Below are 19,933 nucleotides of genomic sequence, written 5' to 3'. Positions count from 1 at the left end.
CAGTGAAAGCAGATCTCTCCCCCGTCATCGCGGCGACCACGCAGTGGCTGACCCGTTCCTTCCCCGCCTCCGGCGGAGCGCTCGCCTCCGCCCTGTGCGAGGTGCAGGCGCGGCAGGCGGTGACGGTCGCCGCGTGGCTCCGGTATCCGACGGCGATGGACGCCGCTCTGGTCGGCCTGGCGGGCCCGGGCGGTTCGGCACGGCTCGACGGGGTCACCGGAGTCGACAGCGGCACTGATCCCGACCCGGACGCCCCGGACGACACGGACGCCTGGCGCACCTGGGTGGACGAGGTCGTGACCAGCTGGGCGGCCTGCCTGCTCGCCGACCCGGACACGGCCTCCCGCGCCGTGACCGCGCTCGCCGGGGGAACTCACACCACCGGTGCGCCGGCCGAGTTCCGGCGGCTGCTCGCACCCGACGAGACCGACCGGAGGGCAGCGGCGCTGCTGCGCCACCCCGACCTGCTGGCGCCCGTGGCCGAGCTGCACCGCTCCCATTTGCTAGACCGTCTCCGTCCGGACCACACGCTCACGGCCTGACGCCGGGCCCCGTACGCGCCCTCCGCCCGGACCGCTTGCGCGGCCCGGGCAGGTCCACAAACGGCGTCAGCCGAGCTTGCCGCGACCGCTCAGCGCGTCGCGGAGCCGGTCGACCAGGCCGGCGCCCGGTGCCAGCAGCTTGTTGGCCGGGGGCTTGTCCGGGGCGGCGGGGTGCGGCCGGGTCGGGGCCGTCTTCTTGGCCTGCCGGACCTTGTCACCGAGCTGGTCGAGCTGGTCCGGGGAGCAGGACGCGCGCAGCTTGGGGAACAGGTTCTGCTCCTCGTCGGCGATGTGCTCGCGGATCTCGCCCATCAGCATGCCGACGAGCCGGTCGAACTCGGCGTCCTCCGCGTCGCGGCTCTCCAGGTCCTTCATGACCTGCTCGGCCTTGGCGTGGTCCGCGAGTTCCCTGTCGGCCAGGGTGTTCCCGTTCTCCACGTGCTCGCGCACGGCCGGGTAGAGACAGGCCTCCTCCGCCACCGAATGCCGGACGAGTTCGATCGTCGCCTGGTCCGCGTACACCTTGCGGTCCTTGTGGCCGGGCGGCAGGGCCTCGATCTTGCCGAAGAGATCCTCGACTTCCCGGTGATCGGTCACCAGTTCGTCGATGACGTTGCCTCCGTGTCCCATGTTCTTCACCTCCGGATCGTGGTGGCACCCGGCCGGGTCCACCCGCCTCTGGGTTCCCCGGGCTCCGGGGGGCTAACGCGATGCGGACCCCCGTCGGCTCCCTCACCGACGGGTCCCGGGTCAGCCGGGCAGCTCGGCCCGGACGCGGGCGGCCACCGCGGCGGGGCGGGCTCCCGCCCGGGCGGCGTGCCGCACCAGGCGGGCATCGCGACGCAGTTCGCGGGCCGTGTGACGGCCGCGCCACAGCAGCGAGGGGGCGGCTCCGGTGTCGTCGGCGGTGATCAGCAGACCGCCGAGCATGGCCAGGTTCTTGAGGAAGTGGATGCGCTGCTGGACACGCTGGGAGGTGTCGTCCTCCTCCCAGAAGCGGTGCCCGGCGAGCGTCGTGGGCACGAGCGTGACCGCGAGTGCGAGCGCGGCGGTGCGGGGGACCCGTCCGGCGGCCAGCAGCAGCCCGGCCACGACCTGTACGGCACCGTTGAGCCGTACGGTCTGCTCGGTGCGGTCCGGGAGCACGGCGACGCGTTCGGCGACGGGCCGGACGACGGGCTCGGCGACCGGGACGACGGCCTCGGGGTTGCGAACGGATTCCAGGCCGCCCGCGACGAACATCGATGCCAGCATCGGGCGGCCGACGGCGCGCAGCAGACTCATGGCCTTCTCCTGGTGGGTATCGGGGGTCTCGGGAGTATCAGGGTGCTGTCGATGGGGTCCGTGGTGCGGGCCGCCGGGTTCCCCCGCGGGAACGGGCCATGCGGCGGCACCTGCTCCGGTGACGGCGGACGGTGTCTCACCAGAACCGGTTCGTGAGCGCGGGCCGGCGGACCGCCTGGACGGCGTCGCGCAGGCTCAGGGCGACGCTGATGGTGGCGCGCAGCGCCGACGGCCGTACCGTCTGGGCGGTCTCGGTGGCCAGGACGAGCAGACAGGCCGCGGCCTGTTCCACCACGGAGACCGGGAGGGTGTAGTCGCTGTCGGCGGCCGCGCGGAACGCCTTCAACGGGATCCCGGCCCCGTCGACGGTCCGCTTGGCGGCCTGCTCCAGGTGCTGTGCGGCCTGGTCGCACACGGAGGCGGGCAGGGTGAGGGTACGTTGGAACGATGCGCTTGTCATGACTCGATTGGTTTCCGGAACCGGTCCGTTCGATCGGCGGGCAGCGCGTTTTCACCGTCCTGCGTGACGAGTTGTGACAAGTCGGAGGGCGGGTGCCGGACGCGAAGGAGCGCACGACGCGAACGCCCCCGGGCCGGCCCCGTGGCGGGGGCGGCCCGGGGGCCGGTGACCTGTTCAGCGGTTCACCACGTGCCGTTCGTTGGGAACGCAGTGGGTCATCGTCAGTCCCCGCACGTCACGCGGCGGGTTGTCGCCCAGGTTGGCGAGCCGCTTGCGGTCCTCGTCGGTGAGGTCCTGGTCGGCGAGGGGTTCCAGACCGGCGACGTCCTCCGGAGCGATGCCGAGTCCGTCGCCGACCCGGCGGCCGAGGTCGTTCTCGACCAGCAGGAAGTGCCACACCATGCGCTCCTGCACCGGCCGGTCGCACTGGGAGATCAGGTCGACGAAGTTCTTCACCAGGTCGTCGCGCTCCCAGTCCTCCATGAGCATGTAGCGCTGGCCCGCCTGGAGGTAGTCGTTGGTGCGGGGGATGCGTTTGCGGGTGAGGTAGCCCCGGATCTCCGGGCCCTGCTCGTCGTGCGACGGTTCCTTGGCCTCGCGCAGGCCGCCGATGAGCGACGGTTCGTAGTTGACCTCGGGGTGCTCCCCCGCCTGGTCCACGAGGTAGGCCATCTGGCCGTCGCGTTGGTTGGTGTTCACCTCGGCGGCCTTGGCCTGGTTGACGGGGAGCTGGAGGTAGTTCGGGCCGACCCGGTGGCGCTGGGTGTCGCTGTAGGAGAAGGTCCGGCCGACGAGCATCTTGTCGTCGGAGAAGTCCAGGCCGTCGACGAGGACACCGGTGCCGAAGGAGATCTGCTCGTTCTCGGCGAAGTAGTTCTCCGGCATCCGGTCGAGCACCATCCGGCCGACCGGCTTCGGCGGGAAGTCCTGCTCGGGCCAGGTCTTGGTGTCGTCGAGCGGGTCGAAGTCCAGTTCCGGGTGGTCGTGGTCGTCCATCATCTGGACGAGCAGTTCCCACTCCGGGTGGTCGCCGCGCCCCACCGCCTCGTAGAGGTCCTTGGTGGCGTGGCCGAGGGAGCCGGCCTGGACGTTCGCGGCGTCCTCCTCGGTCATGGAGCGGACGCCCGCTTTGGGCATCCAGTGGTACTTGACGAGCTTGGTCTCGCCCTCGGTGTTCACCCATTTGTAGGTGTTCACGCCGAAGCCCTGCATGTGACGGTAGTCCGCGGGGATGCCGCGCGGACTGAACAGGTTGACCAGCATGTGCATGCACTCGGGCGTCTGCGACATGAAGTCGAAGATGCGCCGCGGCTGCTGCTCGAAGGTGACGGGGTCGGGCTTGAGGGCGTGGATGACGTCCGGGAACTTGATCGCGTCCCGGATGAAGAAGACGCCGAGGTTGTTGCCGACGAGGTCCCAGTTGCCGTCCTCGGTGTAGAACTTCACGGCGAAGCCGCGCGGGTCGCGGGCGGCCTCGGAGGAGTCGCGTCCGCCGATGACGGTGGAGAACCGGACGGCCACGTCCGTACGCTTGCCGCGCTCCTGGAACAGCAGGGCCCGGGTGTAACGGCTGACCGGCTCGTCCCCCCAGGTGCCGTAAGCCTCGAAGTGACCGTACGCGGTCACTCCCCGGGCGTGCACGACGCGCTCGGGGATGCGCTCCCGGTCGAAGTGGCTGATCTTCTCCAGGAACTGGTAGTTCTCCAGCGTGGCGGGCCCGCGGGCGCCGACCGTGCGTTGGTTCTGGTTGTCGTGGACCGGATGGCCCTGCCGGTTGGTGAGTACCTTGCGGTCGTCGCCCGGGGCGGGGCCCCGGCTCGAAACGTCCGTCATGTTCGTGGACTCCTTCGGCTGCTCATGGCTGGTGGCGGGCCGGGACACGGTGGTGTGTGGCCGTGGGCCGGCCGTCGCGGCCGGTCCGGGCGATGTGTTCCTCCGGTTTCCCGGACTCACGGACTCTTCGGCTTCCGGGGCCGCGTGGTCGCTCACGCGGCCCCGGAAGCCGGGGACCGCTCGCGGAACCTCCCGCCGCCGAACGGCCTGGCCGCGCGCATCGCGCGCGTCCCGCCGGTGGCGTGCGTACGAGGGCCATGCTGCCGTGCATCACGGAGAGCGGCGACTCGGAGCGACGGCGCGCACACCCGCGGTGCGCCGGTCGGTGCGAGAACGGCGGGGCCATCCGCAGCCGCCACGACTGTCATGGGACGGGCCGGCGGCAGGTCCTGGGGAAGGAAAAGCGGGAGCGCGACCGGTCCCCCGTTCCGGTCGTGCTCCCGCGGCAGGGAAGAACCTATGTGAACGGCGACACGGGTGTGTATCGCACCGATGCCCGCTGCACCGACCGCAGCACTCAGCCGTGCACAAGTGAGTCCGATAAAACCCGTTTCACCCCGCGCGACCGGCCACGGGGCCATCGAAAATCCGGTCCGTCGTTCATCCGGATGAGGGCGCCGGCGCGGGGCCCGTGAACACCGGGTGCTCGAGGTCTCCCAGTGCCAGATGGGCCAGCACGACCTCGTACAGGTCGGTCCCGGCGGCCGACAGCTGGCGTTCCAGGACCGGCTCGGAACTGCGTACGTGCTCGCGCACGGTCTGCGCGTGGACGCCCAGGAGCTGCGCGGTCCGCTCGGCGTTGACGCCGGCGGCGATCCAGGCACGCAGCGTGCGCCGCAGGGGGCGGGTGTCCCGGTCCAGCCGTTCGAGCAGCCCTTCGGCCCAGGAGCGTACGGCGGGCCCGGACACCAGGTGCGTGAGCCCCGGGGCGGGTGTCGCGCAGGCGCCGCCCGCCTGTCCGTCCTGGAGGTTGATCTGGGTGTGCAGCGCCAGGTGCACGACGGCACGGACGGTGACGTCGTCGAAGTCGGTGCCCAGCATGGTCTCGACGCGTTCCATGCGGGCGCGCACCGTGTTGCGGCTCACGCCGAGGATCTTGGCCGTGTTGACGGCGGTGAACTCCAGACCCAGGCGGGTGGTGGCGAGGAGCTCGGCGCGGGTGTGGTGCGAGACGGCGTCCAGTGGGCGCAGCAGCCGGGCCGCCCAGCCGCGCAGGGCCGCCGGGTCCATCAGCCGCTCGGGATGGGTGCGCTCGGCGTAGACCGCCGTCTTGTCCGGGCGGAAGCGCGCCACGGCGAGGGCGCTGACGGCCTGCCCGTACGCGGTGGCGGTCCGGGCCAGGCTCTGCCGGACGCTGCCCCCGAGGAAGGTGTCCGGGTGCCGTTCGACCAGGGACTTCAGTTCGCCGGCGGTGGTCTCGCGGGGGCTGACGACGATCACGTGCCCGTCCATGGCCGGGCACCGCACGACCAGGGCCTCCTCCCGCGTGGTGTCCAGGCACTCCTCCGCGAGGCGGTCGCGGAGGGCGGGCTCCGACTCGACGACGTAGACGCATGCCGTGTCGGCGTCGAGCAGTCCCGGCCAGAGTCCCGCGGCCACCCGGCGGGCGGCGACGGTGTCCTCGACCATGAGGAGTTGAAGGATCGCCAGCCGCAGGTCGGCGCTGGCCCGCCGCAGCCGCTGCCCGGCCGCGACGGTCTCGCGGGCGGTCAGCAAGAGCTCGACGACCTGGGCGGTGTGCGTGACGACGTCGGCACTGCGCCGGTCGAACGGGGCGTCTCGGGAGACGGCCAGTGCCCAGACCTCGAAGGGGTGCCCGACCTTCACCAGGCGCAGGTGGTGCTCGCCGTCCTCCCAGGCCGCGGAGGCGATCCGGCCCGAGGTGACAGCGGCGACGAGGTCCTCGTCCAGCGGCAGCCCGGTCCCGGCGACGAGGGCGCCGGAGGCGTCCCGGAGAGCCACCGACGCGTGCACGGTGCCGGCGAGCCAGTCGACGATCCTGCGGACGTCACGGCCCGTCGGCCGCAGGTGCTCCAGCAGTTCCCGTGCCCACCCGGGTTGCTCCGATCGCTCCCCTGCCGTCGGCTCCGGCCGCCGGATTCCGTCCCCACGGGCTGCCACCTCGGTCTTCCCCTCGTTCCGCCGGCCGTCTTCCGCCCGGCCCCGGACGTTACCCCACCGATGCGTCGAGACCCCACCGATGCGTCGGGCTCACCTTGGCCGGACACAGTGTCCAGGGTGCCCGGCCGTGGCGCGGGTGGGCGCCGGCCGGGGTGTGCGGTCCTGCCGCCCGGGCGGCATAAGCTCGGTGAATGGCGAAGTACTTCGACGTGCACCCCGACAACCCCCAGCCGCGCACCATCGCCCAGATCGCCGGCAGCATCCGCGCCGACGCCCTGGTCGCGTACCCCACGGACTCCTGCTACGCGCTCGGCTGCCGACTGGGCAGCCGGGAGGGCCTCGACCGGATCCGTACCATCCGCAAGCTGGACGACCGCCACCACTTCACTCTGGTGTGCCGGGATTTCGCGCAGCTCGGCCAGTTCGTACGGATCGACAACGACGTGTTCCGCGCGGTCAAGGCGTCCACGCCGGGCAGCTACACGTTCATCCTGCCCGCGACCAAGGAGGTGCCGCGCATGCTGCAGCATCCGAAGAAGAAAACCGTCGGCGTGCGCATCCCCGATCACGTCGTCACCCAGGCGTTGCTGGCGGAGCTCGGCGAGCCCCTGCTCTCCAGCACCCTGCTGTTGCCCGGTGAGGACGAGCCGATGACCCAGGGCTGGGAGATCAAGGACCGGCTCGACCACCAGGTGGACGCGGTGCTCGACTCCGGGGACTGCGGCACCGAGCCGACCACGGTGATCGACTTCTCCGGCGGCGAGGCGGAGATCGTACGGCGGGGCGCGGGCGACACCTCACGGTTCGAGTAGGGGCGGTCGGGGGCGTGGGAGGCGACACGGACGTGATGAGCAAAGAAGCGTCTCCTCGCCCGAGTCGACCCGGATACGGCCGAAGTGCCGGTCCCGCGTCGTGTCAGGATGGGCTTGATCCGTCCCGTGCCGCGGGCGCGGGTCCCGGCCGACATCCCGTGGAGAGGCGCCCGCCCGTCATGACCGCCGTACAGGGAACCACCGCTCACATCGCCACCGAGGACGGCACCGTCGACGCCTGGCTGACGCATCCCGCCGACGGTGCTCCCCACCCCGCGGTCCTGTTCTACATGGACGCCTTCGGGCTGCGTCCGGGGCTGCTGGCCATGGCCGACCGGCTGGCGGAGTCCGGGTACACCGTCCTGGTGCCGAACGTGTTCTACCGTCACGGGCCCGCTCCCGTGACCGAGCTGCCCGAGTTCATCGACCCGCGGGCACGGCCGGAGATCTTCCGGCGCATCGCGCCGATCATGCAGGAGCTGACGCCGGAGCGGGCCATGCGCGACGCCGACGCCTATCTCCGGTGGCTGGCCGGCCACCCCGCGGTGGCGGGCGGTCCCGTGGCGGTGACGGGCTACTGCATGGGTGCGGTGCTCTCCCTCCGCACGGCCGGCACCTACCCGGACCGGGTGGCCGCCGCGGCCGGTTTCCACGGGGCCGGGCTGGCGTCGGACGCGCCGGACAGCCCGCACCTGCTGGCCGACAGGATCACCGCGGAACTGTACTTCGCTCACGCCGACCAGGACCCGTCGATGCCCGAGGAGCAGATCGAGCGTCTGGAACAGGCACTGACCGCGGCCGGGGTCCGGCACCGCTGCGAGGTGTACGCCGGGGCCCGCCACGGTTACACCCAGGCCGACACCGCCGCGTACGACAAGGAGGCGGACGAGCGTCACTGGGCCGCGCTGCTGGACCTGTTGAGCCGCGCCTTCTGAGCGGCCCTTGAACGGGGGGTCGGACGGCTGATCGGTCGGTCACCAACGTCCCGGGGCGGTTCCGGTGATCGGCTCCGAGGGGCGGCCGTCGACACCCACCGGCACGTCACCGGTCAGCATCACCCGGTGCATGATCCGCGGGTGGCCCAGGTGGGCGGCGTCGCTCGGAGCCAGGTGGATGGTGGCACGGTTGTCCCAGAACGCCACGCTGCCCGGCTCCCACCGGAAGCGCACCGTGTACTCGGGCCGGGTCGCCTGCTCCAGCAGCATCTCCAGGACGGCGTGGCTCTCCGGCCGGGACAGGCCGGTGATCTGCTCGACGTAGTAGCCGTTGACGAACAGCACCCGCTCCCCCGTCTCCGGGTGGACCCGCACCACGGGGTGCTCGGAGGCGGTCTGGTGGTCCAGCAGGTGCCGCAGATACGCGTCGTCGCCGGGCCGGGGCTGGTAGCCGACCCCCAGCCGGTGCTCGGCGCGCAGCCGGTCGGCGAACTCCCTTACCGGAGCGGACAGTCCGGCGTAGGCGGCGGCCAGATTCGACCAGGTGGTGTCGCCTCCGTAGGGCGGAACGGTCTCCGCGCGCAGGATCGTCGCGGCGGGCGGATCGACGCGGGCGCCGTGGTCGCAGTGCCAGCCGCGCAGCAGGGTGTGGCGGCGGCGCCGCAGCCATTCGTCGTGCTCCATGCCGAACCGTCCGCCGAGCTCCAGCCGGTCGGCGGTCGTCTCGATCTCGGGGAAGCCGGGCGGCGAGGCCTTCCCGCGCCGGGGGAGCACGACCGGCTCACCGAACCGCCGCGCCAGCGCCACGTGTCCGGCGTGGTCCAGGCGCTGTCCGCGGAAGAACACCACCTTCCAGCGCAGCACCGCCGCCCGGACGGCGGCGATCACGGCGTCGTCGGGCTCGTCGGCGAGGTCGACGCCGGTGATCTCGGCACCGATGTGCCCGGCGACCGGACGCACCTCGACACCGGCGTTCTTCTCGACGTCCTCCCCTCCGCCCGCCCCGCGCTCCGTGCCCCCTCCGCTCGCCCCGCCCACACCGCTTCCGCCCGTCGTCATGTGCGCCCTCTCCGTCGATCTGTGCGGATCCCGCCGATTCATGCGAGTGCGTGTCGTCCGTCCGGCCCGCCCGTCAGGTTGATCATCGGCCGTCCGGTCGGTGAGGCTGGAGGGCGACGACACTGTCCATGGGAGGGTCCCCTCGTGATCAGCATCCCGAACCACACACTCAACGACGGCACGACGATCCCCGCCCTCGGTCTGGGCACCTGGCCGATGGACGACGCACAGGCGGAGCATTCGGTGACGGCGGCCCTGGAGATGGGCTACCGCCTCGTCGACACGGCGACGAACTACCGCAACGAGACCGGTGTCGGCCGTGCCGTGGCCCGCGCCGACGTCCCGCGCGAGGAGGTCGTCGTGACGACGAAACTCCCCGGTCGTCACCACGGCTACGAGGAGACCCTCGCCTCCTTCGAGGAGTCCCGCGCGCGTCTCGGGCTGGAGTACGTCGACCTGTACCTCATCCACTGGCCGCTCCCCCGGGTCGACAAGTACGTCGCCTCCTGGAAGGCCATGATCAAGCTGCGTGAGGACGGGCTCGTACGCTCGATCGGGGTCTCCAACTTCACACCCGCCCACATCGAACGGCTGGAGAAGGAGACCGGGGTGCTGCCGTCGGTCAACCAGGTCGAGCTGCATCCGTTCTTCCCCCAGGAGGAGCTGCGCTCCTACCACGCGGACAAGGGCGTGCTCGTCGAGAGTTGGAGCCCGCTGGGCCGGGGTTCACAGGTGCTGGACGACCTGACCGTGGTCTCGGTGGCCGAGGCCCACGGGGTCACACCGGCCCAGGCGGTGCTGCGCTGGCACATCCAGCTCGGCGCACTGCCCGTGCCCAAGTCGTCCGATCCCGGACGGCAGCGCGCCAACCTCGACGTCTTCGGCTTCGAACTGGACGCCGCCCAGATGCGGGCCATCGCCGACCGGGCCCACCGGCGCATCGGCGGGGACCCGGAGGTGCACGAGGAGTTCTGACCGCCCCGTCCCCGGGCCGCCGGCGAACTCCGCCTGCCGGCCCACGTCGTCACCGCTGCCGCGGTCGCCCGCTCATGATCGGTTCTACGTACCTCTGGCGATCCCGCACGCCCACAGCACCAGTGGCACCTGCAGGAGCAGCCGCCCCCGGGCCGCGGCCCGCTGCGGTGTGGGGCGGCGGCTCCATTCGACGGCCATCGTCACCTGGGCCGGGAACACTCCGACGAAGAAAGCAGCCGTGGCCGACGCGGCGGCCTTACGGGTCTGCGGCAGTGCCGCTCCGGCGGCCGCGCGAGCTCCGCGGCGGTCGCTCGCGTAGGTCCAGGCCCGGGGCGAGCCGGGCGGGGAGCGCGGCACGATGGGGGCGAACCGGCGCGGGGCCGTGAAACGGGTGGCGACCGCGACGGCCGGCAGGCCCGCGAGCAGCAGGGGCGAGCGATCGGACCGGAGCAGGGTTCCTCCTCTACCGACCCGCCGCACGGCCTTACCGGACAGTAAGTGTGCAGGGGGTACCGGGCTTCCCGTTCGCGCCGGGGGCTGCGCGAACGGGGCCGGGCGGCGCAGGCCGAAGCCGTCGGGCCGCACGCCCCGCCCGGACCTCACGCCCGAGAAGGCGTCCGCCGGCATTCCGGACGAGATGGAGTGATCCGGTAACGGCTCGCCGAGTGTTGGGCAGCGCTTCATCATCGGTACGCCCGTGGCCCCTTGGCACGGAAGTGCACAACCGGGATGCTGAACTCCCTTGCTCCCCACAGCCGTTGGGCTGCGCCCGGACCATGAGGAGGACGCAGTGTCGTCGAGCACGTTCCGAACGCACCGCAGGAGATGGCTGACCGGTCTCGCCGGCGCCGTCGCTCTCGTCGTCGCCTTCCCCGCCACCGCCTTCGCCGCTCCGCCGCCGGCCCTGCCGGCGAACGCGGACAGTCTCGACCGGACCTTCCAGCCCGCCTACGACTACGACACCGACGGGTGCTACCCCACACCCGCGATCGGCCCGGACGGAGCGATCAACCCCGGCCTCAACCCGACCGGCGCCCTCAACGGCAACTGCCGTGACGCCCCGGACCTGGACAACACCAACGGCTACTCGCGCTCGAAGTGCAACAACGGCTGGTGCGCCATCGTCTACGCCCTGTACTTCGAGAAGGACCAGGCGCTGCCGGGCATCAGCCTCGGCGGCCACCGCCACGACTGGGAGCATGTCGTGGTGTGGGTGCAGAACGACACCGCCCAGTACGTCGCGACGTCCAACCACGGCTCGTTCTCGATCCACGCCCGGTCGGCGGTCCGCTTCGACGGGACGCACCCGAAGATCGTGTACCACAAGGACGGCATCAGCACGCACTGCTTCCGGCTCGCCGGCCCGGGTGACGAGCCGCCGGAGAACCACAAGGGCAGCTGGCAGTTCCCGCCGCTGGTCGGCTGGAACGGCTATCCGGCCGGGCTGCGCGACAAACTCGTCGCCCACAACTTCGGCAGTGCCAACTTCGGCCTCAAGGACGGGAGTTTCGCCTCCCATCTGACCGCAGCGAAGCCGGCGGGCATACCGTTCGACCCGAACGCCTGACACCCGCTTCCGGACAGCTGACCGCCCGTCACCGGGGGCCTGGACGGATCCCCCGTTCGGACCCCCAACCGGTCCGTACGGCACGGGGATTCGAGTGGAAGGGTCTATCGTGTCGCCATGCCGGTCCCCGAACTGATCCGAATCGTCTCCCGCGACTCACCCATGGCGCTCGCCCAAGTAAGACGCGTCCAGGATGAGTTGGCGGTCGCCCTGCCCGGTGTGCGCACCGAGGTCGTCCCCGTGCGGACCACCGGGGACAAGTGGCTGGGCGACCTGTCGCAGGTGGAGGGCAAGGGTGCGTTCACCAAGGAGGTGGACGCCGCGCTGCTGGCCGGGGAGGCGGATGTCGCGGTGCACTGCGTCAAGGACGTGCCCGCCGACCGCCCGCTCCCGGCGGGTACCGTTTTCGCCGCGTTCCTGAAGCGGGACGACGTCCGTGACGCGCTCGTGCACCCGGGCGGACTCACTCTGGACGAACTCCCGGCCGGGGCCAGGGTCGGCACGTCCGCGGTGCGCCGGGTCGCGCAGCTGGCGGCCACCCACCCGCACCTTCGGTGCGTGCCGTTCCGCGGCAACGCCAACCGGCGGCTGGCGAAGCTCGCTGCCGGTGAGGCGGACGCGCTGCTGCTCGCGGTCTCCGGCCTGGAACGCATCGGCCGGGACGACGTGATCAGCGAGGTCCTCTCCCCCGAGACGATGATGCCGCCCATCGGCGCGGGCATCCTCGCCCTGCAGTGCCGTGAGGGCGACACCGGTCTCATCGACGCGGTCAGCGTCCTCGGCCACCCGGACACCCATCGGGAGGCCACCGCCGAGCGCATGTTCCTGCATGTGCTGCAGGGGCACTGCAACAGCCCGATCGCCGGGTACGCACGAGTCGACCGGAGCGGCGAACTGTCGCTGCGGGCCTGCGTCTTCACACCGGACGGCAAGGTGCGGCTGAACGCCCACGAGTGGGCGGGCCGGCTGGATCCGGCGACGCTCGGCACCTCTGTCGCCGTGGCCCTGCTGCGTCAGGGCGCTCGCGAGATCATCGACGGAATCACCCACTGACGGCGGATCAGGCGGTGCCCTCCTCCGCCTGGTCCCGGAGGAACGCGCTCAGCTGGTGCGCGAGACCCTCCCTGGCCCCGCCCCCCGGGGCTCCGGCGGCCCCGTCGTGCACGGCGAGGGCCCCCGACCACAGGCGGCGGCCGGTCCACTCCTCGTCGGCCCGGAGCTGGACCTGGACGTCGACATGGCTCAGGGACGCCTCGGGGGCCGCCGCGTAGAGCACGGCGGTGGCGCGGCGCAGCGGATAGACGTCGAATCCCTCGATGAACTGTGAGTTGCGCCAGTCGATGAACGCGCTCTCCCCGTCGGGCCCTGTCCGTACGTCGACCTGACCGTCCTCGAGATGAATCCCGAATTTCCGCTCACCACGGTTCTCGACGGTCACACGGACGCTGAAGTACGTCAGTCCTTGGGCGGCGTCGTCCCGTCCCCGGGGCGGTTCGCCCGATTCCAGACGGTGGACGCAGACCCGCAGACCGGCATGCTCGTCGTACTCCTGCCAGTCCCCGACCACGTTCGGCTCGTACACGGTTCACCTTTCCACTTCCGTCGCTGCTTCCTATCCGTGGGCTCCCGGCACTGTCAAATGCGCGGAATGCGCCGTGGTCAGTTGGTTCATCCCCTCTGATCGCTGATCAAGCGCTGCGCTGGAACGATCCGCCGGACCGGCCGTCCGGCCCGGACCGCGGCGTGCCGCACATCACGTCCCGTGGCGCGATCACACCGGCGGGCCCAGGGGCGGGCCGCGCCACCGGCGGCCGGGACGCGGACCCGCCCGCGTCCCGGCCGCCGACCGGCTCCCCCGGGCCTTCCGGAACTTCACACGATGAATTTCCGCGATTTCACAGCGTGCGCCTGCCGCACATTCCCTCGCATTCCCGCGAATTTCCGCCCCGGAAATTCGATAAGCAGTTTCACCGGCGCGGCGCGGGGGAATGAAAGGGCCAGTGCTTCGGACCGGAGGCACGACCGTGGGAACCGGCTCGCCGCCCCGGGGTCTCCTCCGTGCGGTCCGAGCCCGCGCTCCCACGGTGCCCGTCCACCCGGCACCTGCTCAGGGAGGTGCGCGTCATGCGTATCGCCGGCAGCACCACGAAGCCGCATCCCCACCACGACGCACCCGACACCGCCGAGGACTTCCTCCGCCTCGCCCGGCTGCCCGAGGGCCCCGAGCGCAAGGCGCTGCGGGACGAGCTCGTCCGTTCCTGGCTGCCCATGGCCGAGCGGATCGCCGTCCGCTTCCGGGGGCGCGGTGAGGCTCTGGAGGATCTGTACCAGGTGGCGGCTCTGGGCCTGGTCAAGGCGGTCGACCACTACGATCCGGCGCGCGGCAACGCTTTCGAGGCGTACGCCGTGCCGACCGTCACCGGCGAGATCAAGCGTCACTTCCGGGACCACATGTGGACCCTGCACGTCCCCCGCCGGGTCCAGGACCTGCGCAACCGGGTGCGGCACGCCGTGAAGGAACTGGCGCAGACCACTCCCGGCCGGACCCCGACGACCGCCGAGATCGCCGCGTACGCGCAGCTGACCGAGGACGAGGTGCGTACCGGCGCGGAGGCCCTCGAGTGCTTCTCCGCGCTGTCGCTGGAGGCCGAGATGCCCGGTACGGACGGCTACGCGCTCGGGGACTCGCTCGGCGGCCCGGATCCCGCCTACGACACCGTCGTCGACCGGGTGGCGGTCCGGCCCTGTCTCGAGGCACTCCCGGAGCGCGAGCGGCTCATCCTCTACCTGCGGTTCTTCCGGGGCATGACGCAGAGCAGCATCGCCGAGCTGCTCGGCATCTCGCAGATGCACGTGTCCCGGCTGCTCAGCAGCTGTTTCGCCCAGGTACGTGAGGAGCTGCGGACGGAGGCCGGCTGATCCGGTCCAGGACCCTCTCCAGCTCAGCACCTATCTCCGACGGCAGCACACCGGTGCTTCCCCAGCCGACGATCGCCCCGGCGATGTCGCGGAGTTTGACGTTGGTGTGCTGGGAGACCTCCTTCAGCACCGTCCACCCCTGATCGGGTGACACCCGCCCGATCGCGACGATCACACCGATCGCCTGGTCCACCACCGCGTGCGAGACGACCGCCTCCTTCAGCTGCTGCACCTCTTCCTCCAGCCGGAGGATCCGGTCCGCGTCCGCGTCCCCGTCCGTGGGCATGGTCACCTCCGGGTCCGGTGTGCCGCTCTCGTGGTGTCTTCACCCGGTGCTCGGGTGCCTTCCCCCAGGGTCCTGTCCCTCCATCGTCGTCACTCGCCCCGTCCGGTGCCACCCGGACGTCGCGAGATGTCCCGGTCACCGTTTCGGCGCCCTCACCGGGGTACTCGGCAGGCGCCCGGAGCGGTACAGGCCGGACACTGGAGTCCTGCAGATGGCTGCCAGGCCGACGAGATCAGGACGCGACTGCCATGAACCACGACATGCCCTCCCCCGTCGGCACGACGGATGTCTTCTCCACCCACTCCGTGTACGGGACACCCTGCTGGGTGAGCCTGACCAGTCGCGACATCGGGACGACCGAGGATTTCTACACGGCCGTGCTGGGCTGGCGGTGGCGCCCTGCCCGGCTGGGCGAGCGGTTCAGGATCGCCCTGGTGGACGACGCGCCGGTGGCCGGCCTCGCCGGGGTGGCCGACATGTGGCGGATGGCCGTGGCCTGGACCCCGTACTTCGCCGCGCGCAGCGCGGACGAGGCCGTGTCGCGGGTGCAGGAACGCGGCGGCACCCTGGCGGTCGGCCCCCTCTCCCTGCCTCCGGGGCGCGCGGCGCTGCTGGCCGACCGGGACGGCGCGACCTTCGGCGTCTGGGAGGGCGAGCTGTTCACCCACTGGCTCAGCTGGCGCCGGTCGCAGCCCGCCTTCATCAGGCTGCACACCCGTGACGCCTTCGACGCCGCGATCTTCTACGGCGAGGTCTTCGACTGGGGTGCGGCGGGGTCCGGTCGCACCGAGGTCGTCTACGAGGGCGACGAGGTGGTGCTGCGCAGTGACGGGCACGTGGTCGCCTGCATCGAGTCGGGGGCGCTGGGGTCGGCCCCCGATCCTGCGATCCGGCCGCGCTGGCAGGTCCACTTCACCGTGGCGGACGTGGCCGCATGCGCCCGCGCCGCCGAGCGGCACGGCGGCAGCGTGCTGGCCCTGCGGGACGACGAGGCCGTGCTGCGCGACAACGAGGGCGCCCAGTTCACGGTGACCGCGCGCCGCGGCCGCTGATCCGGGCCTGTCGGGCGGTGTTCCCGACAGACCCGCCCGTGTCTCATTTCGCGGTGAGTGACGGCCTGGACAGCAGCACCAGGCTGCGTGGCCCGACAGTCAGCCGGGTGCCCGCCTTGTGCTCCGACTCGTCGGGGACGCCGTCCGGGTCGGTGGTGTCGATCAGCGCCGTCCAGCGTTCGCCGTAGACGGCCGCCGGGAGTCGGAAGTCCACCGGTTCCCAGTGGCTGTTGAGCAGCAGCAGGAAGGAGTCGTCGACCAGGCGCCGGCCGCGCGGATCGGGTTCGGCGATGGCGTCGCCGTTGAGGAAGACGCCGACGCTGTGGGCGTCGGAGCGCTGCCAGTCGTCGTCGGCCATCTCCTCGGCGTTCGGCAGCAGCCACGCCAGGTCGGGCAGGTGCCGGCCCGCGCGGCGCGCGCTCTCGCCGCGGAAGAAGCGGCGCCGCCGCAGCACGGGGTGGGCGGCTCGCAGGGCGATGACCCGCCGGGTGAAGTCCAGCAGGGCGCGCTGCTCGTCGGTCGGCCGCCAGTCTATCCAGGAGATCTCGTTGTCCTGGCAGTAGGCGTTGTTGTTGCCGCGCTGGCTGCGCCCCACTTCGTCGCCGTGGGAGAGCATCGGGATGCCCTGCGAAAGGAACAGGGTGGCAAGGAAGTTGCGCTGGCGGCGGGCCCGGAGTTCGAGCACGGACGGGTCGTCGGTGTCGCCCTCGGCGCCGCTGTTCCAGGACCGGTTGTGGCTCTCGCCGTCCCGGTTGCCCTCGCCGTTGGCCAGGTTGTGCTTGTCGTTGTACGAGACGAGGTCGCGCAGGGTGAAACCGTCGTGCGCGGTGACGAAGTTGACGCTGGCGCGGGGCCGCCGCCTGCTGTGCGCGTACAGGTCGGAGGAACCGGTGAGCCGGGAGGCGAACTCGCCGAGCGTGTGCGGCTCGGCGCGCCAGAAGTCCCGTACGGCGTCCCGGTACTTGCCGTTCCACTCCGACCACAGCTGCGGGAAGTTGCCCACCTGGTAGCCGCCCTCACCGACGTCCCACGGTTCGGCGATCAGCTTGACGCGGCTGATCACGGGATCCTGCTGGATGAGGTCGAAGAACGCCGACAGCCGGTCCACCTCGTGGAACTGCCGGGCCAGCGTGGCCGCGAGGTCGAAGCGGAAGCCGTCGACGCGCATCTCGGTGACCCAGTACCGCAGCGAGTCCATGATCAGCTGAAGTACGTAGGGGTGGCGCATCAGCAGGCTGTTGCCGGTGCCGGTGGTGTCGTAGTAGTGCGACCAGTCGCCGTCCACCAGGCGGTAGTACGAGGAGTTGTCGATGCCGCGGAACGAGAGGGTGGGGCCCTTCTCGTTGCCCTCGGCGGTGTGGTTGTAGACGACGTCCAGGATCACTTCGAGCCCTGCCGCGTGCAGGGTCCGCACCATCTTCTTGAACTCGGTGACCTGTTGGCCGCGGGTGCCGTGGGCGGCGTAGGCGTTGTGCGGGGCGAAGAAACCGATGGTGTTGTAGCCCCAGTAGTTGGCCAGGCCGCGGCTCTGCAGCACGCCGTCCTGAACGAACTGGTGCACCGGCATCAGCTCCACCGCGGTGACCCCCAGCGAGGTCAGGTGGTCCACCACCGCCGGGTGCGCCAGTCCGGCGTAGGTGCCGCGCAGTTCGGCGGGGACGTCGGGGTGGGCGCGGGTCATGCCCTTGACGTGGGCCTCGTAGATCACCGTGTCGGCGTACGACCGGCCGGGCGGGCTGTCGTCGCCCCAGTCGAACGCCGGGTCGGTCACCACACCCAGCATGGTGTGTCCGGCGCTGTCGGCCCGGTCGGGGCCGTCGGGTCGGCGCTCGTAGAGCGAGGGGTGGTTGTCGATCTGTCCGTCGACGGCCGTGGCGTACGGGTCGAGCAGCAGCTTCGCCGGGTTGCAGCGGTGCCCGGCTTCCGGTGCCCACGGCCCGTGCACCCGATAGCCGTAGCGCTGGCCGGGGCCGACACCGGGCAGGTAGCCGTGCCACACCGACCCGTCGACCTCGGTGAGCGGGACGTCCGTGTGCCGGCCGGCGTCGTCCACCAGGACGAGTTCGACGTGTTCGGCGACCTCGCTGAACAACGCGAAGTTGGTGCCCTCGCCGTCAGGGACCGCGCCCAGCGGGTAGGGGCGCCCGCTCCACGCGAGCGCCCCTTTCCGGTTGTTCCGTCGGGTCACCGGGCCGCCTCCAGAAGGCCGGCCGGGGTGCGCACCAGCCCGGCCAGCTGGGCGACGCTGAGCACACGGGGCAGGTCCAGGCCCTCGCTGAGCCTCGGATCGGGTGCGGTCGGCACCAGCGGGACGCGTTCGCCGGCCCGGGCCCGCCGCGAGAACCAGATGACCCTGCTGCCGGTCTCGGCGGCACAGCAGCCCCAGCCGTCGCTGCTGGCCGCGATGTGCTCCAGACAGCCCCGCAGCTCCTGGTCGGGGCGCAGCGCGCGGTCGTGGTCCCCGATGGCCGTGATGAGGTGCTGGCCGTTCCACCACATCTCGATCGACGTGTTCTTGTCGGTGGCGTGCTCGTCGATGGCGTGCAGCAGCATCTCGGTGCCGCGGCAGACGGACTCCACCAGGTTCTCCAGGTCCCAGTGCCGGAGGTGGGCGGCCAGAATGCGGCTGACCTGCCCCACCCGCTCCGGGCTCACTTCCACGTCGAGGTGGTAGTAGCAGGGCACTGTCGTCTTCATCGTGGTTGGCTCCTCACCGCGAAGCTCCCGGTTCCCCTCGCCCTGCGTGGCGAGCCCCGAACACGAAACGTGAGCGGTTGGCGCTTCTGAGTCACCATCAGAGTGACCCGGTTGGTCCATCCGTGCAACACGAGCGTACGGCCGAGACGCCCGGGACGGCAGTTCGGCATGATGCGACCCGCCCCGAGCCTCACCGCCGAGCCACGTCCGGTCCGCACCCGACCCGCACGCCGCCTCTTAATGGTTGAAAAACCAACAAGACGCGGAGTTACCGTGCATGCACCATGTGTGAATACCCTCGATCGCCGTCACGGGTCAGTGCCGCCGTACGCACGACCGTCACCCTGCCGTCGGGAGTACGTGCCCCATCGAGCCACGGAAAGGTGAACGGCGCCATGCTGCTACCCGCCAGAGCCGAAGTCGCCCGGCAGTTGCGTCGCTACCGGGCCTGGGAACGCGTGATGCTCGCCGCCCCGACGGATCGCACGGTCCGCACCACGTTCGAGGACTCGGGATACACCCTATGTGTGCTGATGGGAAAGCGCTGCGCGCGGGAGGCGGCCGACGCCGCCGAACGGTATCTGCGTACCAGTCTCGTCACCTACCTGCAGGAACAGAACGAGTGGACTCGTCCGGCCGCGAACGCGTGGCCCGGTCCGGCGGCGAACGACAGGCCGCGCCCGGCCGCCCCGGCGAGACGGGTCCCGCCGTCGATCGAGCGGCGCTCCCCGGCGGGAAGGTAATGGACCTTCCCGCCTCAGTTTGGTCCCCACGACCGGGCGCCGGCCCGGCGTCGAGCACGGCGGAGGTGCAGACCCATGAAGACGACGCGGACCATCGGACGTATCCCCGTACGGGACGTCCGGCCGGCCGTCGAATGCGGCAGACGGCCGGCGAAGGCCGTCGTCGGTGAGACGTTCGAGGTGACGGCCACCGTGTTCCGTGAGGGGCACGAGGCGGTGGCCGCCAACGTCGTCCTGAAGGACCCCGAGGGCCGTCGGCGGCCGTTCATCCCGATGCGGGAGCTGGCGCCGGGCACGGACCGGTGGGGCGCGGAGGTCACCCCGGACGTCGTGGGCCAGTGGACCTACCGCGTCGAGGCGTGGGGCGACCCCATCACGACCTGGCGCCGCCACGCGCGGAACAAGGTGCACGCCGGCATCGACACCGGTCTGGTGCTGGAGGAGGGCGGCGACCTGTACAAGCGGGCCGCCGCCGGAGTGCCCAAGGGCGACGGCCGCTCCGCCGTGCTCGCCGCGGCGAAGAGGCTCCACGACGACTCCCTGCCCTGCGCCACCCGGTTGGCGGCGGCGTTGACGCCGGAGGTGGACGCGGTCCTGGCCCGCCACCCGCTGCGGGAACTGGTCACCCCCGGCGACCCGATGCCCCTG

At 71.4% G+C, this 19,933-nt stretch carries 21 protein-coding genes; 10 read left to right on the top strand and 11 right to left on the bottom strand.

The features are described from left to right. The first annotated feature begins 2 nt into the window (after nt 1-2). Nucleotides 3-542 (top strand): hypothetical protein, encoded by a 540-nt coding sequence (locus AB0I73_RS20295; RefSeq protein ID WP_363039210.1) that lies wholly within the window; start codon nt 3-5, stop codon nt 540-542. A gap of 66 nt (nt 543-608) precedes the next feature. Here AB0I73_RS20295 and AB0I73_RS20290 read toward each other — a convergent pair whose 3' ends face one another. The 5 genes from AB0I73_RS20290 to AB0I73_RS20270 all read right to left on the bottom strand — a co-directional run bounded on the left by AB0I73_RS20290 (nt 609) and on the right by AB0I73_RS20270 (nt 6,240). After that, the gene (locus AB0I73_RS20290) at nt 609-1,172 is read right to left on the bottom strand and encodes a hemerythrin domain-containing protein (RefSeq protein WP_363039303.1); all 564 of its coding nucleotides are present in this window, start codon (nt 1,170-1,172) and stop codon (nt 609-611) included. A gap of 120 nt (nt 1,173-1,292) precedes the next feature. Further along, nucleotides 1,293-1,826: a DoxX family protein gene (locus tag AB0I73_RS20285; RefSeq protein WP_363039208.1), complete on the bottom strand. Its 534-nt coding sequence runs from the start codon at nt 1,824-1,826 to the stop codon at nt 1,293-1,295. 136 nt (nt 1,827-1,962) lie between these two features. Continuing rightward, nucleotides 1,963-2,286, bottom strand: coding sequence for a hypothetical protein (locus AB0I73_RS20280; protein ID WP_363039206.1), 324 nt, complete (start codon nt 2,284-2,286; stop codon nt 1,963-1,965). 174 nt (nt 2,287-2,460) lie between these two features. Continuing rightward, nucleotides 2,461-4,119: a catalase gene (locus AB0I73_RS20275; protein WP_363039205.1), complete on the bottom strand. Its 1,659-nt coding sequence runs from the start codon at nt 4,117-4,119 to the stop codon at nt 2,461-2,463. 600 nt (nt 4,120-4,719) lie between these two features. Then, complete coding sequence (locus AB0I73_RS20270) at nt 4,720-6,240, bottom strand: helix-turn-helix domain-containing protein (protein ID WP_363039203.1); 1,521 nt, start codon at nt 6,238-6,240, stop codon at nt 4,720-4,722. 191 nt (nt 6,241-6,431) lie between these two features. Here AB0I73_RS20270 and AB0I73_RS20265 point away from each other — a divergent pair, with 191 nt between their 5' ends. Further along, entirely contained in the window at nt 6,432-7,052 is a 621-nt protein-coding gene (locus tag AB0I73_RS20265) for an L-threonylcarbamoyladenylate synthase (protein WP_363039201.1), read from the top strand. A gap of 179 nt (nt 7,053-7,231) precedes the next feature. Continuing rightward, nucleotides 7,232-7,987 carry a dienelactone hydrolase family protein gene (locus tag AB0I73_RS20260; protein ID WP_363039199.1) on the top strand — a complete coding sequence of 252 codons (756 nt, stop codon included), beginning with the start codon at nt 7,232-7,234 and terminating at the stop codon, nt 7,985-7,987. Nucleotides 7,988-8,026: 39 nt separating this feature from the next. Here AB0I73_RS20260 and AB0I73_RS20255 read toward each other — a convergent pair whose 3' ends face one another. Next, complete coding sequence (locus AB0I73_RS20255; protein ID WP_363039197.1) at nt 8,027-9,046, bottom strand: TauD/TfdA family dioxygenase; 1,020 nt, start codon at nt 9,044-9,046, stop codon at nt 8,027-8,029. A gap of 144 nt (nt 9,047-9,190) precedes the next feature. Here AB0I73_RS20255 and AB0I73_RS20250 point away from each other — a divergent pair, with 144 nt between their 5' ends. After that, the gene (locus AB0I73_RS20250; protein WP_363039195.1) at nt 9,191-10,021 is read left to right on the top strand and encodes an aldo/keto reductase; all 831 of its coding nucleotides are present in this window, start codon (nt 9,191-9,193) and stop codon (nt 10,019-10,021) included. An 84-nt stretch (nt 10,022-10,105) separates the two neighbouring features. On the opposite strand, the gene AB0I73_RS20245 is transcribed toward AB0I73_RS20250, so the two are convergent. Continuing rightward, nucleotides 10,106-10,474, bottom strand: a complete 369-nt coding sequence (locus AB0I73_RS20245) for a hypothetical protein (protein ID WP_363039301.1) — start codon at nt 10,472-10,474, stop codon at nt 10,106-10,108. A 337-nt stretch (nt 10,475-10,811) separates the two neighbouring features. On the opposite strand from AB0I73_RS20245, the gene AB0I73_RS20240 reads away from it, so the two are divergent. Then, the gene (locus tag AB0I73_RS20240; RefSeq protein WP_363039194.1) at nt 10,812-11,588 is read left to right on the top strand and encodes an NPP1 family protein; all 777 of its coding nucleotides are present in this window, start codon (nt 10,812-10,814) and stop codon (nt 11,586-11,588) included. A 117-nt stretch (nt 11,589-11,705) separates the two neighbouring features. Then, nucleotides 11,706-12,641, top strand: coding sequence for a hydroxymethylbilane synthase (gene hemC, locus AB0I73_RS20235; RefSeq protein ID WP_363039191.1), 936 nt, complete (start codon nt 11,706-11,708; stop codon nt 12,639-12,641). 7 nt (nt 12,642-12,648) lie between these two features. On the opposite strand, the gene AB0I73_RS20230 is transcribed toward hemC, so the two are convergent. Next, complete coding sequence (locus tag AB0I73_RS20230; protein WP_363039189.1) at nt 12,649-13,170, bottom strand: hypothetical protein; 522 nt, start codon at nt 13,168-13,170, stop codon at nt 12,649-12,651. Nucleotides 13,171-13,712: 542 nt separating this feature from the next. Between AB0I73_RS20230 and AB0I73_RS20225 the strand changes: the two genes are divergently transcribed. Then, complete coding sequence (locus AB0I73_RS20225) at nt 13,713-14,507, top strand: RNA polymerase sigma factor SigF (protein WP_363039187.1); 795 nt, start codon at nt 13,713-13,715, stop codon at nt 14,505-14,507. Here AB0I73_RS20225 and AB0I73_RS20220 read toward each other — a convergent pair. Next, nucleotides 14,455-14,793 carry an ANTAR domain-containing protein gene (locus AB0I73_RS20220; RefSeq protein ID WP_363039185.1) on the bottom strand — a complete coding sequence of 113 codons (339 nt, stop codon included), beginning with the start codon at nt 14,791-14,793 and terminating at the stop codon, nt 14,455-14,457. The two genes, AB0I73_RS20225 and AB0I73_RS20220, sit on opposite strands and share 53 nt — an antisense overlap. 248 nt (nt 14,794-15,041) lie before the next feature. On the opposite strand from AB0I73_RS20220, the gene AB0I73_RS20215 reads away from it, so the two are divergent. After that, complete coding sequence (locus tag AB0I73_RS20215) at nt 15,042-15,845, top strand: VOC family protein (RefSeq protein WP_363039184.1); 804 nt, start codon at nt 15,042-15,044, stop codon at nt 15,843-15,845. A 43-nt stretch (nt 15,846-15,888) separates the two neighbouring features. Here the strand turns inward: AB0I73_RS20215 and glgX are convergent, their stop codons facing one another. Together glgX and AB0I73_RS20205 are read right to left on the bottom strand one after the other, a co-directional pair. Continuing rightward, the gene (gene glgX / locus AB0I73_RS20210) at nt 15,889-18,033 is read right to left on the bottom strand and encodes a glycogen debranching protein GlgX (protein WP_363039182.1); all 2,145 of its coding nucleotides are present in this window, start codon (nt 18,031-18,033) and stop codon (nt 15,889-15,891) included. Next, entirely contained in the window at nt 18,030-18,542 is a 513-nt protein-coding gene (locus AB0I73_RS20205) for a pep a2 (protein WP_363039180.1), read from the bottom strand. Before AB0I73_RS20205 ends, glgX begins: the two co-directional genes overlap by 4 nt. A 395-nt stretch (nt 18,543-18,937) precedes the next feature. Here AB0I73_RS20205 and AB0I73_RS20200 point away from each other — a divergent pair, with 395 nt between their 5' ends. Further along, complete coding sequence (locus tag AB0I73_RS20200; RefSeq protein ID WP_363039178.1) at nt 18,938-19,285, top strand: DUF5133 domain-containing protein; 348 nt, start codon at nt 18,938-18,940, stop codon at nt 19,283-19,285. 75 nt (nt 19,286-19,360) lie between these two features. Next, nucleotides 19,361-19,933 (top strand): maltotransferase domain-containing protein (locus AB0I73_RS20195; protein ID WP_363039176.1); only part of this gene is annotated, 573 nt, incomplete at its 3' end.

This window comes from Streptomyces sp. NPDC050388 (assembly GCF_040655635.1).
Classification (GTDB): domain Bacteria; phylum Actinomycetota; class Actinomycetes; order Streptomycetales; family Streptomycetaceae; genus Streptomyces.
Note: the sequence above shows the minus strand (reverse complement) of the source record. Positions and strands in the feature narration are given on the sequence as shown.